Source organism: Mesorhizobium helmanticense, assembly GCF_003034915.1.
GTDB lineage: Bacteria > Pseudomonadota > Alphaproteobacteria > Rhizobiales > Rhizobiaceae > Mesorhizobium > Mesorhizobium helmanticense.
Window position 1 is genome coordinate 1 of sequence record NZ_PZJX01000063.1, and the last position, 15,029, is coordinate 15,029.

Annotated in this window: 14 protein-coding genes and 1 pseudogene; 4 read left to right on the forward strand and 11 right to left on the reverse strand. The window is 59.0% G+C overall.

Annotated elements, in window-relative coordinates:
• From C9427_RS35010 to C9427_RS35020, 3 genes and pseudogenes are all read left to right on the forward strand, one after another.
• Positions 1–788 (forward strand): annotated as a pseudogene (locus tag C9427_RS35010) (nucleotidyl transferase AbiEii/AbiGii toxin family protein); the annotation flags it as partial.
• 80 nt (positions 789–868) lie between these two features.
• Positions 869–1,027, forward strand: coding sequence for a hypothetical protein (locus tag C9427_RS35015; protein WP_245437235.1), 159 nt, complete (start codon positions 869–871; stop codon positions 1,025–1,027).
• 35 nt (positions 1,028–1,062) lie between these two features.
• Positions 1,063–1,254 (forward strand): 3'-5' exonuclease, encoded by a 192-nt coding sequence (locus C9427_RS35020; protein ID WP_245437236.1) that lies wholly within the window; start codon positions 1,063–1,065, stop codon positions 1,252–1,254.
• Positions 1,255–1,298: 44 nt separating this feature from the next.
• Here the strand turns inward: C9427_RS35020 and C9427_RS30925 are convergent, their stop codons facing one another.
• The 7 genes from C9427_RS30925 to C9427_RS30955 all read right to left on the reverse strand — a co-directional run bounded on the left by C9427_RS30925 (position 1,299) and on the right by C9427_RS30955 (position 9,395).
• Positions 1,299–2,159 (reverse strand): ABC transporter permease, encoded by an 861-nt coding sequence (locus tag C9427_RS30925; protein ID WP_107652813.1) that lies wholly within the window; start codon positions 2,157–2,159, stop codon positions 1,299–1,301.
• Complete coding sequence (locus tag C9427_RS30930) at positions 2,156–3,097, reverse strand: ABC transporter permease (protein ID WP_107652814.1); 942 nt, start codon at positions 3,095–3,097, stop codon at positions 2,156–2,158. Before C9427_RS30930 ends, C9427_RS30925 begins: the two co-directional genes overlap by 4 nt.
• Entirely contained in the window at positions 3,097–4,056 is a 960-nt protein-coding gene (locus tag C9427_RS30935) for an ABC transporter ATP-binding protein (RefSeq protein ID WP_107652815.1), read from the reverse strand. Before C9427_RS30935 ends, C9427_RS30930 begins: the two co-directional genes overlap by 1 nt.
• The gene (locus C9427_RS30940; protein WP_107652816.1) at positions 4,053–5,084 is read right to left on the reverse strand and encodes an ABC transporter ATP-binding protein; all 1,032 of its coding nucleotides are present in this window, start codon (positions 5,082–5,084) and stop codon (positions 4,053–4,055) included. Before C9427_RS30940 ends, C9427_RS30935 begins: the two co-directional genes overlap by 4 nt.
• A 5-nt stretch (positions 5,085–5,089) precedes the next feature.
• Complete coding sequence (locus C9427_RS30945; RefSeq protein ID WP_107652817.1) at positions 5,090–6,652, reverse strand: ABC transporter substrate-binding protein; 1,563 nt, start codon at positions 6,650–6,652, stop codon at positions 5,090–5,092.
• Positions 6,653–6,842: 190 nt separating this feature from the next.
• A complete protein-coding gene (locus C9427_RS30950; RefSeq protein WP_107652818.1) occupies positions 6,843–7,634 on the reverse strand; it encodes a DeoR/GlpR family DNA-binding transcription regulator in 792 nt (263 codons plus the stop codon).
• Positions 7,635–7,688: 54 nt separating this feature from the next.
• Positions 7,689–9,395, reverse strand: a complete 1,707-nt coding sequence (locus C9427_RS30955) for a pyridoxal phosphate-dependent aminotransferase (RefSeq protein WP_107652819.1) — start codon at positions 9,393–9,395, stop codon at positions 7,689–7,691.
• Positions 9,396–9,561: 166 nt separating this feature from the next.
• Between C9427_RS30955 and C9427_RS30960 the strand changes: the two genes are divergently transcribed.
• On the forward strand, positions 9,562–10,869 hold the full coding sequence (locus C9427_RS30960; RefSeq protein ID WP_107652820.1) for an alkaline phosphatase family protein: 1,308 nt from the start codon (positions 9,562–9,564) through the stop codon (positions 10,867–10,869).
• Between the two features lie 38 nt (positions 10,870–10,907).
• Here the strand turns inward: C9427_RS30960 and asnB are convergent, their stop codons facing one another.
• The 4 genes from asnB to C9427_RS30980 form a co-directional block, all read right to left on the reverse strand.
• Complete coding sequence (gene asnB / locus C9427_RS30965) at positions 10,908–12,800, reverse strand: asparagine synthase (glutamine-hydrolyzing) (protein ID WP_107652821.1); 1,893 nt, start codon at positions 12,798–12,800, stop codon at positions 10,908–10,910.
• Between the two features lie 32 nt (positions 12,801–12,832).
• Entirely contained in the window at positions 12,833–13,747 is a 915-nt protein-coding gene (locus C9427_RS30970) for a class I SAM-dependent methyltransferase (RefSeq protein WP_107652822.1), read from the reverse strand.
• Between the two features lie 30 nt (positions 13,748–13,777).
• Positions 13,778–14,377: a CDP-alcohol phosphatidyltransferase family protein gene (locus C9427_RS30975; RefSeq protein ID WP_107652823.1), complete on the reverse strand. Its 600-nt coding sequence runs from the start codon at positions 14,375–14,377 to the stop codon at positions 13,778–13,780.
• A partial coding sequence (locus tag C9427_RS30980) for a glycosyltransferase family protein (protein WP_107652824.1) occupies positions 14,374–15,029 on the reverse strand: 656 nt, incomplete at its 5' end. The genes C9427_RS30975 and C9427_RS30980, both read right to left, overlap by 4 nt.

Sequence of the window (15,029 nt, forward strand, 5' to 3'; positions counted from 1 at the left end):
CCTAACATACGACATCCGGGCGATTGCACCCGACTTGGTGGGCGACGACGGCGAAGCGTTGCCGGAGACCCGTAGCGAGGAAAAACGCTGGTCCAGCGAGGTGCGCAAGCGCCTGCCCAATTGGGTTGAAGGAAGCGTTCAGCCGATCATCGCAGATGCGCTCGCGGCTGAAGCTTTGGCGGCCGCCATCCGCGTCGAGGGCGAGAAGCTGTTCATCGATTACGAAGCCGCGACGGCTGGCTCCGGCTATGTGGCGCCGAGCGTGACGCTCGAATTCGGAGCACGATCGACGGGCGAGCCCGCGAGCTTGCGCGACATCGCCTGCGACGCGTCTGGCCTGATCGAGGGCGTGACCTTTCCCACGGCTCGTCCACGCGTGATGCATGCGGAGCGAATCTTCTGGGAGAAGGCGACGGCCATCCATGTCTTCTGCCTGCAGGAGCGCCTGCGGCGATCGCTTTGCTCGTCACTGGCACGATGTCGCGCGGTTGGACGAAACCGGTTTTACCGCGTCCGCCTTTGCTGATCGCGATCTGGCGAACGCAGTGGCGCGCCACAAGACCATGTTCTTCGCCGAGAAAGCGCCCGATCGAACGCCCATCGATTACGCGGCGGCTGTCAACGGCGGTCTGCGGCTTGTGCCCGCAGGCGATGGTCTGAAGGCGCTTGAAGAGGACTACGCTCGCATGGTCGACGACGGGCTTCTTCTGGAAGACGCGGAGCCTTTCGAAGCGCTGATGGCGCGATGTGCCGATATCGCCGAGCGAGCCAATTGCGTCCGCGAATAGAAAAAACTGGGGGGACGGCGCCGTGCGAATTTCGCGGATCAAAATTATAAACTTCGCCAATCGGCGCGCTGCGGCCGGGAATGCTCGATGCGCTGATGGCGGCAGCGCCAAGCCTCGCCGATCAGCGCGAACAGGTGGTGCGCATGTCGGCGGCGCTCGCTGTCGGCGGGCCGCTCGCCGACCGGATCTGGCGAGCCTCGGTGGACGCGACGCGTCGCCTCTCCATCTTAATCTGTTGACGCCGCACTCGGCAAAGGGCTGCGAATATGATGTCGTGATCATCGTGGGACTCGATCTGGGCGGTTTGCCCTGGCGCAACGAGCAGCCGGCGGCGCGACGCGAAAGCCGGCGGCTGTTCTATGTTGGCCTGACGCGGGCCCGCGACGAGATCCATATGCTGTATTCCGGTTACGTCGATACCGGCCGCGGGCGAAGGTTCGGCACCCCGTCCCGTGCAAGAGCGTAGCCGTCGACAAGTGTGGAGATCAGCTCCTTTGCATTGGGAAACCGTTATTTGAGGGTCGGGTCGAGCTTATCGCGCAACCAGTCGCCGAGGACGCTAACGGCAACGGCCGTCATGACAATGACGAGGCTTGGAGCGAGCAGCATCCAGGAGGCGCGGGTGATATACTCGCGGCCGGCCGCGACCATGACACCCAGACTGGTCATCGGCGGTTGAACGCCGAGGCCGAGGAAGGACAGTCCGCTTTCCACCAGGACGATTTCCGGAAAGGTCACCGTCGCCGCCACGAGAAGCGTCGCCGCGCTGTTGGGCAGGATATGCCGCAGATAGACACGCAGCGGATGGGCGCCGAGCTGGCGCGTTGCGCTCGCATAGCCCTGCGCGCTGGCGGTGATTGCCAGTCCTCGTGCCAACCGCGCATTCCGCTCCCAGCCATAAAGTCCCATCAGGGCGACGAACAGCGTCAGCGAATTACCGAAACAGGCGAGCATTGCCAGCGCCACGATTAGAAATGGTAGCGAAGCCTGTACGTCGATCATTAGCAGCAGGGCATGCTCGACGAGCCCGCGGAAATACGCGGCGATGAAGCCAATCCCGGTACCGACCAACACGCTGATCGCAGTGGCGCCGAAGGCGACCAGCAAGCTGGTGCGGATCGAGTAGAAAAGACGCGAGGCCACATCACGGCCCAGATCGTCGGTTCCCAGGGCATGTAGCATCGTTCCGCCAAAGCCGACGGGCGGCGTCAGGCGATGGCGCAGGTCGATGGAAGTGATCTCATAGGGAGCCATCAGCGGCGCGGCGAGCGCCGTGAAGAGCATGAGGAGAACCCAGCCCACAGCAATGAGTGTCGGCAGGTCCACCGAGCGAGGCGGCGGACGGTTTGTTTCTACAGTTGCCGTTTTCATTGCGATCCTGAGTTTGTTCCACGCAGGCGCGGATCGAACACGCCATAAAGCAGGTCTATCAGCAGGTTGGCCGATGTCATGGTCAGCGCCACGAGAAGGAGGATGACCTGCACCACGGCGAGATCACGGTTCGCAACCGAAACCACCAGCAATTGGCCGATGCCGGGCCAGCCGAAGACGCTTTCTACCAGTACGGCACCCGCGACCTGGCCGCCGAGCATCAGACCGAACAGCGTCAGCACAGGAATGATCGCATTCGGAAAGGCATGGTGGCGAACCACCTGCCGCCACGTCACGCCCTTGGCGCTGGCCGCCACGATGTAGAGCTGCGACAGAACTTCGATCATGGCGCTACGCGTGAAGCGCGCGATAATGGCCGCCCCGCCCAGACCAAGCGTGAGCACCGGCAGCACGAAGCTTTCCGGCCGATCCGCGCCGCCGGATGGGAACAGGCCGAGCGTCACGGAAAAGATCAGGATCAGCAATAGCCCGAGCACGAAGCTTGGCACGGTGAAGCCGAACACGGTCAGCATCATCACCGATCGGTCGACCCAGGTGTCGCGATGCATGGCGGCGTAAGCGCCGACCGGAATGCCGATCAGCATCGTGAGCGCCAGTGCAGGCAGCATCAGCGCCAATGTCAGGGGCGCGCGCTCGAACACAAGCTGCAGGGCCGGTTTTCCAGCTAGCATGGAATTCCCGAAATCGCAGTGAAGTGCCGCCAGGACATAGCGGACATACTGCACATACAGAGGCTGATCGAGCCCCCAATGCCGACGAAACGCCTCAAGATCCGGGGCGCGGGCGCTGGGACCGAGAATCTGCAGCGCCGGGTCTCCCGAGGCCCGCAGCACCACGAATGTAAAGGTCACCACGATCAGGATCGACAGGCCGGCACGCAGGACCTTGGGGCCGGCGAAACGAAACACCGCACTCATCAATGCCTCACCAAATGGCAGGCGACCTGCCGTTCCGGTCCTAGCGGCAGGAGTTCGGGCAGGCTCTGGCGGCAGACATCGCGCGCAAGTGGACAGCGTGGATGAAACGGGCATCCGCACGGCCGATCGGTGGGGCTCGGCGGTTCGCCTGGCAACGCCACATAATGATCGAATCCGCCCGGAAGCCTCGGCATGGCCGAGACGAGCGCCTGCGTATAGGGATGGGCGGGTTGATCGATAATGGCGTCGGCGCGCCCCTGCTCGACGACGCGGCCAAGATACATGACGACGATCCGGTCGCTGACATGTCGAACGACCCGCAAGTCATGGCTGATGAACAAGAGGCCGAGCCCGAGCTCCTGCTGAACATCCATGAGCAGATCGACGATTTGCGCCTGGACGGACACGTCGAGCGCCGAGACCGGCTCATCGCAAACCAGAAGTGAGGGTTTTGGCGCGAGCGCCCGCGCAAGCACCACGCGTTGGCGCTGGCCGCCGGAAAGCTGATGCGGATAGAGCATACCATGGTCTTCGCCGAGGCCGACACCGTGGAGAAGCTCCGCCACACATTCCTTGCGGCTTGCCGTATCGCCAATTCCGTGAATCGCCAGCGGCTCGGCGACGAGAGCGCTGACAGTCATTCGGCGATCAAGCGCTGCCAAGGTGTCCTGAAACACCAGCTGCATTTGGCGCCGCTGCGCGCGCCACTTTTTGCTGTCAATGCGCGGCAGCGGCAAACCCTGAAACAGCACACCTCCGCTGTCCGGCGGCTCCAGACCTAGCGCAATACGGCCGGTAGTGGACTTGCCGCATCCGGATTCGCCGACAATGCCGGTCGTCCGGCCCATCTCGACATCCAGCGACACGCCATCGACTGCAACAAGATATTTCCGCGGTCCGTAGAGTGGCGAGCCGAGCGGAAAGCGACGGGTGATGTTGTTGAGACGCAGCAGGGTCATTGATACGTGCCGGCGTCCAAACGAAGGCAACGCACCGAATGCCGCGCGGCGACCTGCCGCGGTTCCGGTCGGCTCGTGCGACATACCGCGATCGCGTGCCGGCAGCGTGGCGCATAGGCGCATCCCGGCGGCAGATTGCGTTGTGGCGGCGCGCCGGCAATGGCGGTCAACCGCATGCGCGGACCGTGCGAGGGCGGAATGGCACCGATCAGGTCGCATGTATAGGGGTGCTCCGGCGCGGTCAGAAGCGTGTGTTTCGGCGCCGTTTCGACGATCTGGCCCGCATACATGACGCATGCCCGGTCACAGACGGCCGCCACCGCGGCGAGATCATGGCTGATCATGACCAGCGCCATGCCTGTGTCGCGTTGAATATCTTTGAGCAGCAGCAGGATCTGCGCCTGCACGGTAGCGTCGAGCGCGGTCGTTGGCTCATCGGCGATCAGCAGTTCGGGCCGGCCGGCGAGCGCGATGGCAATCATCACCCGCTGGTTCTGGCCGCCCGACAGTTCGTGGGGGTACGCGTTGAGCCTGCTTGCCGCAGCGGCTATCCCGACCTGGTCGAGCAGGCGGCAGGCCTCGGCACGGGCGGCGGCACCGCTGAGGCCACGGTGCAGGCGAAGCGCTTCGGTGATCTGCGCGCCGATGCGATGCACCGGGTTCAGCGCGCTGGCCGGATCCTGGAAGATCATGGCAATGCGTCCGCCGCGCACCCGATCCAAAACGGATTGTCGTGCGCCCACAAGATCTAGATCACCAATCCTGGCCTCGCCCCCGATCTTGGCGGATTTCGGCAGCAGGCCAAGAACCGCCCGCCAAGTCACGGACTTGCCGCAGCCGGATTCGCCAACGATACCCAAGGCCTCGCCTTTGTTCACAGCGAGATCGACACCGTGCAGCACAGGCACATCGCCGAACGCCACCCTCAAGCCAGCAATGCTGATGGCAGGTTTGGTGGCGGAAGCCCCGATGCCATGAGCGGGCAACAGCGCGGCGCCCGCGCTGTTCTGGAAAGACTTATGCAGCATGGAACTCAGGCCACCGGCTCAGGCGGCATCTTCGGACCGAGATACATTTGCGGCAACGGGTTGGGCTGCCAACTGACATCCGCCTTCTGCCCATAGATAAAGGGCATGGAGTGCAGCGGCGTGATGCAAGGGTCCTCGATCTCGACAATGTCCTGCATCCGTTTGAAGGCCGCCTGGCGCTTGGCGATATCGGTCGTCATTTCAAGCTCGTGACCGAGCGCGTTAAACTCGGCATTGGTCCAGCCACCTGTTGACTGGAGGTCATTGGTCGGACCGATAATCTGCCACAGCATGGAAACGGGATCGGCGTAGAAGGCGCCGCCGGACGTGTCATTGATGCCGCCAATGTCGCCGACCTGCGTCCAGTTTTCACACATGATCAGCTTGACGTTGATTCCGGCAGCCTTCCACATCTCGACAAGCGCCTGGTTCTCGGCGAGCTGCATCGGATAATAGGTGCCGACGGAAGGGTATGGGATTTCCTCGCCCCTGTAGGACGATTTGGCGAGCAGTTCCTTGACCTGCGCCGGATCATAGGACACGCCCTTGCGGTCGGGGTCGTTGATCTCGCCGAAGATCGGTAGCTGCCAGCTGGTCAGCGCTTTCGCCCGGCCGTCCCAGAGGCCGTCCGCCAGCGCACCGCGATCGATAGCGAGTGCGAGTGCGCGACGCAGATCGACATCTTTCAGGATGGGAGTCCTGAGTGGAGCAAATGTGAGAAAGCGGAACCACATGGCTTCGCCACCAACAATCGAGAGGCCGTTGACTCCCTCAATTTCGGCAATGTGGTCCGGAGTGATGTCTGTGACGATATCGTAATCGCCCGACTTCAGTCCGGCGATGCGCGCGGCGATTTCCGGCAGCCGCTTGAAGCGGATCGAGGCAAATGGCGGCTGACCTCCCCAATATTCGTCGTGCGCCACCAGCGTGATCTCGTCCCCATTGCGGACCTCGCCGATCTTGTAAGGGCCGGTGCCGATCGGCTTCGCCGCCCAGGCGTCATAGCTGCTGGCGCCAGCCCGTGCTCTGGCGCTGATGATCTGCGTGCCCCACGCGCCGAGCCGCTGGGCAAAGACCGGATCCTCTGTCCTGGTGATCAAACGGACAGTGCGATCATTGATCTTCTGCACATCGGCAAGCGAGGAGAGGAAGTTGGCAAACACGGCCGCGCCCGGCGCATTTTCGCCGCGCAGTCGATCCGGCCCGAGCGAGAAGACAACGTCATCCGCCGTCATTGTGGAACCGTCATGAAACTTCACATTGTCGCGCAACCTGATCACATGGATCGTGGCGTCAATTTGCTTCAATGATGTCGCGAGCGCGAAATTCAGGCGAAAATTGTCGTTGTAGTCGGTCCGTAAAAGCTGATCGAAAATGCTGTATTGCACCCGCCAGGAAACGTTGGCGATGGAGGAGCCGTCCACCGGTTCCAGAATTGTGCGCAGGTCCTGAACGGCAATATTGAGGTTCGGCCGCCGGCCGGTTGCCGCCATGATCGTGTTCGGCAATGCTAGTGCGCCAGCCGCCATGGCGGTCATGCCGAGAAATCTGCGACGTGTCGTTTGCATATCAAAATCCCCTCTCTTTCAGTCGGGATGACAATCGGAGCGAATGAAATCCGCTCCCGAGACGGGATGAGACATAGCGCGGTTATGTGACGGTTTTTTGCAGGCTTGGGACGGATTGTGTTGGTTATTGAAATCAAATAAAAAAAAATGTTTCACGGTTGGGGCAGCCGTGCGGGCTGAAAGAAGAGGATCAAGTAGAGGCCAATGCGGGGTTGTGACGGTTTTGCGGATATAGAACTTCAACACCGGCGGCTTCGATCTTGTCCAGCATGTCCGATGCAGGCCTCCGGTCGGTGATGATCGCGGTAATCGCCGAATGGGGCAGGATGCGGTAGCGCGCCGACAAGCCGAATTTGCTGTGATCGGCGAGAATGACAATTTTCCGTGCTTGCTCGCAGAGCGTCGCAGCAAGCTCCTGTCCGACCTGTTCATGGTCGAAGACGCCATTCGGATGCACCGCATTGACGCCGATAAATGCGACGTCGATCTGCTGTTCGCGGAGTGTACGCAAGGCGGTGAATCCGGTTACGGTCCGGAAATCGACATTGAAATCGCCCCCCAGCATGACAACGCGATGCCGATAGCCTTCGGCCGCGGCGATGGCAGTATCGACCATGTTGGTGACGACGCGCATTTCCGGGAGGGCCGATATGCGGCTGGCCAACGACAGAATTGTGCTGCCGCCCCCGAAGAAGAGATTCTGACCGGGCTTCAGAAGACCCAGGGCGATCTCAGCGATGGTGCTTTTTTCCGCGCGCTCGGAAACAGCTCGCGATGAGATGGCCAGCAGCTTTGGCTGTTGCGTTGCGACCGCGCCACCATGGACTCGTGCGACCAAGCCATCCTGCTCGAGCCGTTTGATATCCCGCCGCGCAGTCTCTTCTGAAATATTGAACCGCTGCATCAAATCTCGGATGCGCACTTCGCCATTCGCCTGGATGATTTCAACGAGCCTTTTATGACGATTATAACTAAGCGACATGCTTCTCTCTCTCGCGGCATTCGAAAAAAGACTATTCAGTTCACTGCGCAAATGTCACGTCAGGGCGTCACTCTCAGAGGTCGTTGAGCGGCTTAAGGTGCGCCGCAGAGCTTTTGCCAGCCTTTCGTTTTCCGTCCGACTTCGAACCGTCAGGCGCAGATACCGATCTGCGTCGTTCATGGCTTGATAGCCGCATTCTCTTACGAGGACGGATTCGAACAGAACGAGGCGGCGCTTGAGCTCGGCAGCGGATACCGAATTTTCAGGCAGCCGGCACAAAATGAAATTCGTTTGCGAAGGTACGACGTCGAGGCCCGGTACCGTCCGCAGCTCCTCGATGAACAGCTCTCTATCTTCTCGCAACATCTCTAGACTGTGTTCCAATTCCTCTGCAAATTCGGGAAGCAGGAACAGTGTGTACTCCGCAATGCCGTTAATGTTCCACAGCGGCAGTTTCCGGCGCACGGCGGCAACGAGGGTGGGATCGCCAGCCATGAGGTAGGCGAGCCGGATTCCGCCAAGTCCGAAGACCTTTCCGAGGCTCTTCACCACGATCAAATTGGCACAGGACGGAACCAAATTCTCAACGCTGTTTGGTCGGCCATCAGCGGGAAAATCAATGAACGATTCATCCACGATCAGCCGTCGCCCTCGAGATCCTAGGGCCTCCGCCAGCCATGCCACGTCAGCATGATCAACAAGTCGACCGGTCGGATTGTTTGGATTTACAACGATTGCCGTATCCGCGCCTGTCGCCAGTACGAATTCCAGGAAAGCTCGAACGTCGAGATCGAAATAGGGCGGGGTGAGGACGAAGTTGTTCTTTTGGTCGTCATCGAGAGGTGTTTGAAAGCCGGCGAACGTCGGCACGGGAATCGCGATTGTTGGGTTCAGCGTTGAATAGAGCGCCTGGATGAGGTCGGTCACCCCGTTTCCGACTGCAATAAAGTCCGGCTGCTGCGAGGTCATCGTGCCAACAACTGAAGCGATATCGATCTGCTGAGAAGGATAGCATGTCAACACGCCTTCGAGCCTCGCCGCCAGCCGATCGTAAAAAGTCTTGGGAGGGAAGCGGGTATTGCAAAGAAGCATGTGCTCGGCGATTGGCTTGCGCCAATAACCTCCGACGCTCGTTTCCAGACGCCGCAGCACGTTCTCCTTGTCACACCGAAATTCCGCGATGGATGCGTCGACACCGTCGCAAATATCGAGCAGCTTGGAGCCGGCAGTCAGCACATTGTCAGGCAACGCTACGTCCAGCTGGGACAGGCCCGCGACTAACCTGCTGAAGGCCTGATGCAGAGATGCCGCGGCGCGGCTTTCGGCCAGAAGATTGCGTAGAACATCAGCACTCAATCGATAAATCCCGGTCGGCGCGTCGGGCCGCCAAGCGGAGCCGCGCAAACCCTTGTTGGTATTGATACCGTCAAGAACCTCACTGTCGAAAAGCGGTGTTCCCCATATCAGGAGAGTATCGCCATCATGTTGGCGGAACTTCTCAATGAGATCGCCGTCATGCGCGTCGTGCCACGAAAGCGTATTTGTGCTGTCCTGCAGGCGGAACCCATCGAATGCGCCGCTGCTCAAGTTTTCAACGAGAGTGACATCTTCAATGCCGCTTTCGACACAGGCGTTGACGAGACGGTCCAAGAGCGGCTGACCGTTGATAGGAACCAACGGTGCATCGTAGCTGCCACTCCACAGATGTATTTTTGGCCCTGCGAAATCGAGGATAAAAATAGCACGGGTCGTATCGGCCATCTCGGACTCCTTTCTTCTGAAGGAAGCAAAAAAGAGCGCGTAGAAGCGCCTATTCCCAAAATCAAAACGACCCACTGGCGCTCGAAGTATCCCGTGATGCGTTCATACCGGCGTCATCCGAAGCCTATAGGGGCTTTGGTTTCGATCGGTCTCTTCCAGGTGCAAAATGACCCACACCAATCCATCCAGGCCTACCGCTCGTTTTCAGACGCCTGCCTCGATAAAGCCGCGCGCTCCTACGAAAGCGATTCTGATCCTCATGGACGGCGTAAGCGCGGACTATTTCGAAAAGCACAAACATCGGTTGCCGACGCTTCTTCGTTTGGCAGGAGACGGTCTGTCCATCACTCGCCTGCGCTCAACGGTGCCGGGAACGTCGATGCCGGGGCGCGCAAGCATGCTAACCGGCGCGGCGCCTCAAGCGAACGGGATCTACGGAAACCACATTGTGCGAGATGGCTCGTTTGTCTGCGCCGACGCGTCTGATCTGCGGGTTCCGACCATTGCAAAGCTTGCCAAAAATAGCGGGCTTGATGTCGCGTCCATCGGCGCTGGGTTGATCGACCCAGCCGATTGCGATGTCTTCGTGCCGGCCTGGTGGGAACGAAGGTTTCTCCAGGGAAGCCGGTCATTTAAGAGCCTGCCCGAAAACCGCATCGCTCGCTCGCGCATGATCAAAGATCCAAATGGACGGTTGCGAGCCGCCGGCGTGCTCGATCTCTTCGGCTTCCCGTCCAGTAGTGACACCGTTGCGAGCACTCCTCTCGTTGCGGGCCTGGCCGCGGATCATCTCATGATCGGGGCTGCAGGAGCGCTGGCTTGCTCGGAGAACCCGCCTGATCTCATTTTGACCGAGATCGACATGACGGATTCGATTCAGCATCAGTTCGGATACGAAAGCGAGGCGGCACATTGGTCTATCGCCGCGGCCGACATGATGATTGGCGCTCTCATCGAAGGACTGAGGCGAGTCGGGCGGGAAGACGATTACGCGATCGTAGTCGCAAGTGACCATGGACATAGCGCCGTCCACACAACCATTTATCCGGATGCGATCATCCCTGACTTGCTTTGGGAAAGTGAAGGAGCGACGCTCCATGTCCTGGTTGACGGAGCTCATGACCGCAGAATCGCAGACGGACTGTTGGCGCGCTTCCAAGTGGAGCCGTGGTCGAGCGACCATGTTCCGGTAAATGAACGTGATTGCATAGCGACCTATGTCGCACCTCCTGGACACTCCTTCGAGGAGACCGCTGGAGACACGCAAGGAGCTGGCCCGACGGGCAGACCTCGATACTTGTCCACCCACGGTTTTCGACCGGGCAGCGCGGAGGACGATCGGATATGCCTGTTGAGCATCCCTGGAATGCAACCTTGCAATATTGCCTGGGGCTCCGCTGAAGAGTTCACGCCAACCATTGCTCAGATCTTGGGATTGTCCGACGCCCCGTTTTCGGCAAAGGGTCTTCTGTAAAATGCCCGCAAGCGACCGCCTGCGGGCTCGCATATTCGTCATGAGAATACCTCTTTGAAGAATATCCCAAGGTTGGCCAACAGCCAGAACTTCCGGCCAAACGAGTCTGAAGGATTTCGTCGTCCGGCCTCGAACCAACGCCGCAAAGCAGCAAGATCGAACAAATCTCCCAGTGGAGAGTCCTTATCAAACAGCAGCCTTCGATATTCCATTGCTCCCTCGCCAACGGCCCACTGACCCAGTGGCAGCGGAAATCCCATCTTTTTGCGAGATAGAACAGATCTGGGCAAGACGCTCCGGTATTCCCTTCTTAAGGGGAATTTTGAGACGTCGAGACGTTCGCTGAAGGAAGCAACCGGATGCCACAGTGCCTGGACCGAAGCGATTGGAGACCTCCACCTCAACCGCTGTGAGCCGGGCATCGCCATTGCGGCGGTAACGAGCTGGTGATCGGTATAAGGAACGCGAGCCTCAAGCCCAGCTGCCATTGTGGTGTTGTCAACCATTTCCAGCAATGCGGGCAAATGCGTAGAGACGAGAACATATGAGATCTTGCTAAAGAAATCTCCGCCGGCCTCTGCAAATTGAGTCGAGAAGTGATCGAACAGAGCCATCTCGTGCTCCCTTCGTATCCGGCCATCGATAGCAAGTGAGCGGATTTCATCGGTCGGGAAGTAGCTGTAGCGCTCCAGGAAGAACTGCAGCTGACTGCAATGGACGCCGAGTCCGAGGCGTCGGCGTGCGATCTGGGCAAGAGCAGGTGGCAATGCGGCGATGATCTTGCTTCGATTGTAATCATACGGCGTACGGAACAATCGGCTGTAGCCAGCAAAAATCTCATCGGCACCCTCGCCGGTGAGGACGACCTTATGCTCCTTCGAAATCGCCTTTGCGAGCGTAAACATTGCGGTTTCGTTATGCATCCCAAGCGGATGTCCGCGCAGGCGCACCAGCTCCGCTACGGCGTTGACATCGGATGGTTCTCCAATCGGGACGACCCGGTGAGTGAGCCCGAATTCTGCTGCGACCTCCATCGCATAGGCCGTCTCGTCATAATCGGCGGGCTCGACCTTGCCGGTATAGCAGATCGGACGGATTTGGGAGCGGGTGGACGCCTCATAGGCGAGGATGCTCGAGTCAAGTCCACCGGACAACAATGCGGCGACCGGTACGTCAGACACCAGCTGACGTTCGACGGCGCTTCCAAATAGTCTCCTTATGTCGGAATAGTCCGGCTTCGATCGCGAAATGCGCTCTGACAGATTCCACCAACGTTCGGACGTGTGTCGCCCATTCCTTATTGCGAGGAGATGGCCGGGCTCTAACTTGGAGATCCCGGCGAACAGCGTCCTGGCACCGACAACCGCGCGATAGGAAAGAAAACTGAGCGCGCCGATGATGTCGGGTCCGCCTATCACGCCCGGCCAGCGAATGAGAGCGTTCGGCTGCGATGCAAAGAGAAGGCCAACATCGCAGATCGTGTAGTAAAGGGGTTTTACCCCCAAACGATCTCGGGCGATGAGAGCAAGCGAGTTCCGGGGATCGAAAAGCGCGAAGGCAAACATCCCGTCAAGGCGGTTTAAGAATGACTTTCCCCAAGCAATATAGCTAAGAATTAGAACCTCGGTGTCGGACACCGTCGAAAAGGAAAAACCCATATCCCTCAATTCAGCTCTAATTTCCCGATAGTTGAATATCTCGCCGTTGTACGTCACCACCACTCCGGTATTGTCATCGCGATAGGGCTGATTGGCGCGAGAATGAGCGTCGACAATCGATAGCCGTCGATGCGCGAATGCGACCGATTGATCAATGTATAGGCCGCTGGCATCAGGCCCGCGATGAGCGAGAGCCTCAGCGCAACACTCAACGGCCTCAGCACAAACGGGTGTTCCCTCGTTTTTGAGGACTATCCCAAAGATTCCGCACATTGGGGTCGCTCTCTTGGCACGAATAACGCCAACTACGTGCTCGGCTTTTCGCCGATCATCTGGATGCAGCCATCGCCGAACCAGAAGCGGGCCAGCGGGTGGTCATAATGACGGTACATCGGAGCGAGAAAGCGCCGAAGATTATGGAAATTTTTTGTATACCTTGAGATCCTGCGGATCTTCTCGAAGCCGCACTCGTCATACCAGCCTCGGATTTGCACCTCTGTGAATGCGAACCCGTGATAGGTCGGCGCCTGGAAACGATCCCGGATCGTCACGAACAAATCATCATCAAAAAGACTCCGAAAGAATTCGTTTTCGCCAGGTATATATTCTTTCTCTTCGCCGTCCTTTATTCGCAACAGCCAGTTGATGGCTTCGCGTGCGGTGGATGCATCCAGATTGTCAATGGAACTGCGGAATTGTTCGTCGCTTTGGTAGAGTTCTCGCAAGTGATTGATGCATCGGTAAATGACGCCGTTGGCGGTACCCATAATCGTCAAAAAGAAGCTGCCGCCGGGGCGGGTTACACGGGCAAGCTCTTCAAAGCCTTTTTTCGGATTGCTGGTGTGCGGCAAAACCCCTGCGCAATGGACAAAATCGAAACTGAAGTCGTCAAACGGCAGATCGAGCACACTGCCAGCGACCAGTTCCGAGCGCGGCCCAAATCGGCTGAGCCGTTTGCGCGCGCAATCCATCCAATCATTGCTCAATTCAAGCGAAACAACGTTTCGTGCCCCCTTGTCGAGAAACGCATAGGACGCATTCGCGTTGGAGCCGCAGCCCGCGTCCAGGACATCAAGACCGCGGAAGCTACCGGTAGGCAGGCCGAAATATTCCTCCTCGATTAGAGAGACCAACCTGTCGAATATGTGGTCGTCATTCTCCTGCTGGCGCTGGTAGCGATCAAAGACGGTGCGAGTTTCGGCCTCGAAAGAGTTTTCCATGTATTCTCTTCCCTATAGCTGCAAACTGATTCACTTTGTGAGTAAGGCGACAGATCCGGCTGCGGCGAGTGTAAGGTTACCCAAACGCAACGCACTGCCGGTACCTGGAAATTTGAAGTTTGAAAGATGCAGGACCGACAGCACAAACCCTGCACCGATCAATAGGTTGCCCAGACCTTGCACCGGCAAGTGATGGTCGGCGACGAAGAGGAACGCCAACACGAAGAGATTATTGTTCAACGGCAATCCTCTGCCGAATCCGTCAGCGTCCAGTCCGAACGTCGAAAAATAGCTGAGGCGCAGAGCCCCTGACAGGATGAGGCAGTAGGCAGCCAACAATGCGGGAACGGAGAACGCGTTGAAGGACAAAATCAGAACCGCTGGAAAGACGGCTGCGTAGACCAAATCAAGCAGCCCGTCCAACGCGCCACCCAGCTGTGCCATCAAAGCGGACCGGTTCGGGGAACTCTTCGCGATCATGCCGTCGGCATCATCTGCCAAAAGAGCCCACAAGCCGAAACAGATGCCAATCTCGAAGCGCCCGATCAAAGCAAAGTAGATCGCCGTGGTGGCCAAGATCAGCCCAAGGGCCGTAATGGCATTTGCAGCGTCGAACAGATAGCGGATCATCCTCCTACCCCCGCCACGGCGGCCGGCGCGTCGGCACTATGTCTGTGAGGTCGCTCGAAGGCGAAAATCCTTTCCGCTACCCGCAGGTCCTGTTCACTGTCGATCTCGTACCATCGCAAATCGTCACATCGCGCCGCGGCGAGTTGCAGTCCGCGCTGCTCGATGAGATGCGCGAGCAGCTCCTCGGTATAGGCTTTGATTGCGCCCGAGCCGATCAGGTCGTGGAGGACCGGGACGATCACCGTTTGGAGTTCGGCGCCAGAGAACCGGATGAGGTTCATCATCTTGAAGAGCACCGGGGTGCCTGATGCCAGATTTGCCGCCGTCTGCTTCAACCGGACTTCGGATATGAAGCCGTCGCTGGAAAGGACGGCCGCGGATCCTTCCATGGATGGATCGAAGGGCGCGACCGCAGCGGCATTGGGCGCCTCGACCCTGATCAGGTGGCGCAGTGCATCTTCTTCGAAGAAGACGTCACCTTCGAGGAGATAACAGTCGCCGGAAAGAAGCGTGTCGCGTGCCAGCCAGAGCGAGTACGCGCTCCCTGTCTTGTCGAAGACCGAGGACTCGACATAGTTGATGTCAAGTCTGCCGAAGCGTTCGCCACACGCATGGCGAATGGCATCCTTGCGATAGCCGACAACAATCGTCA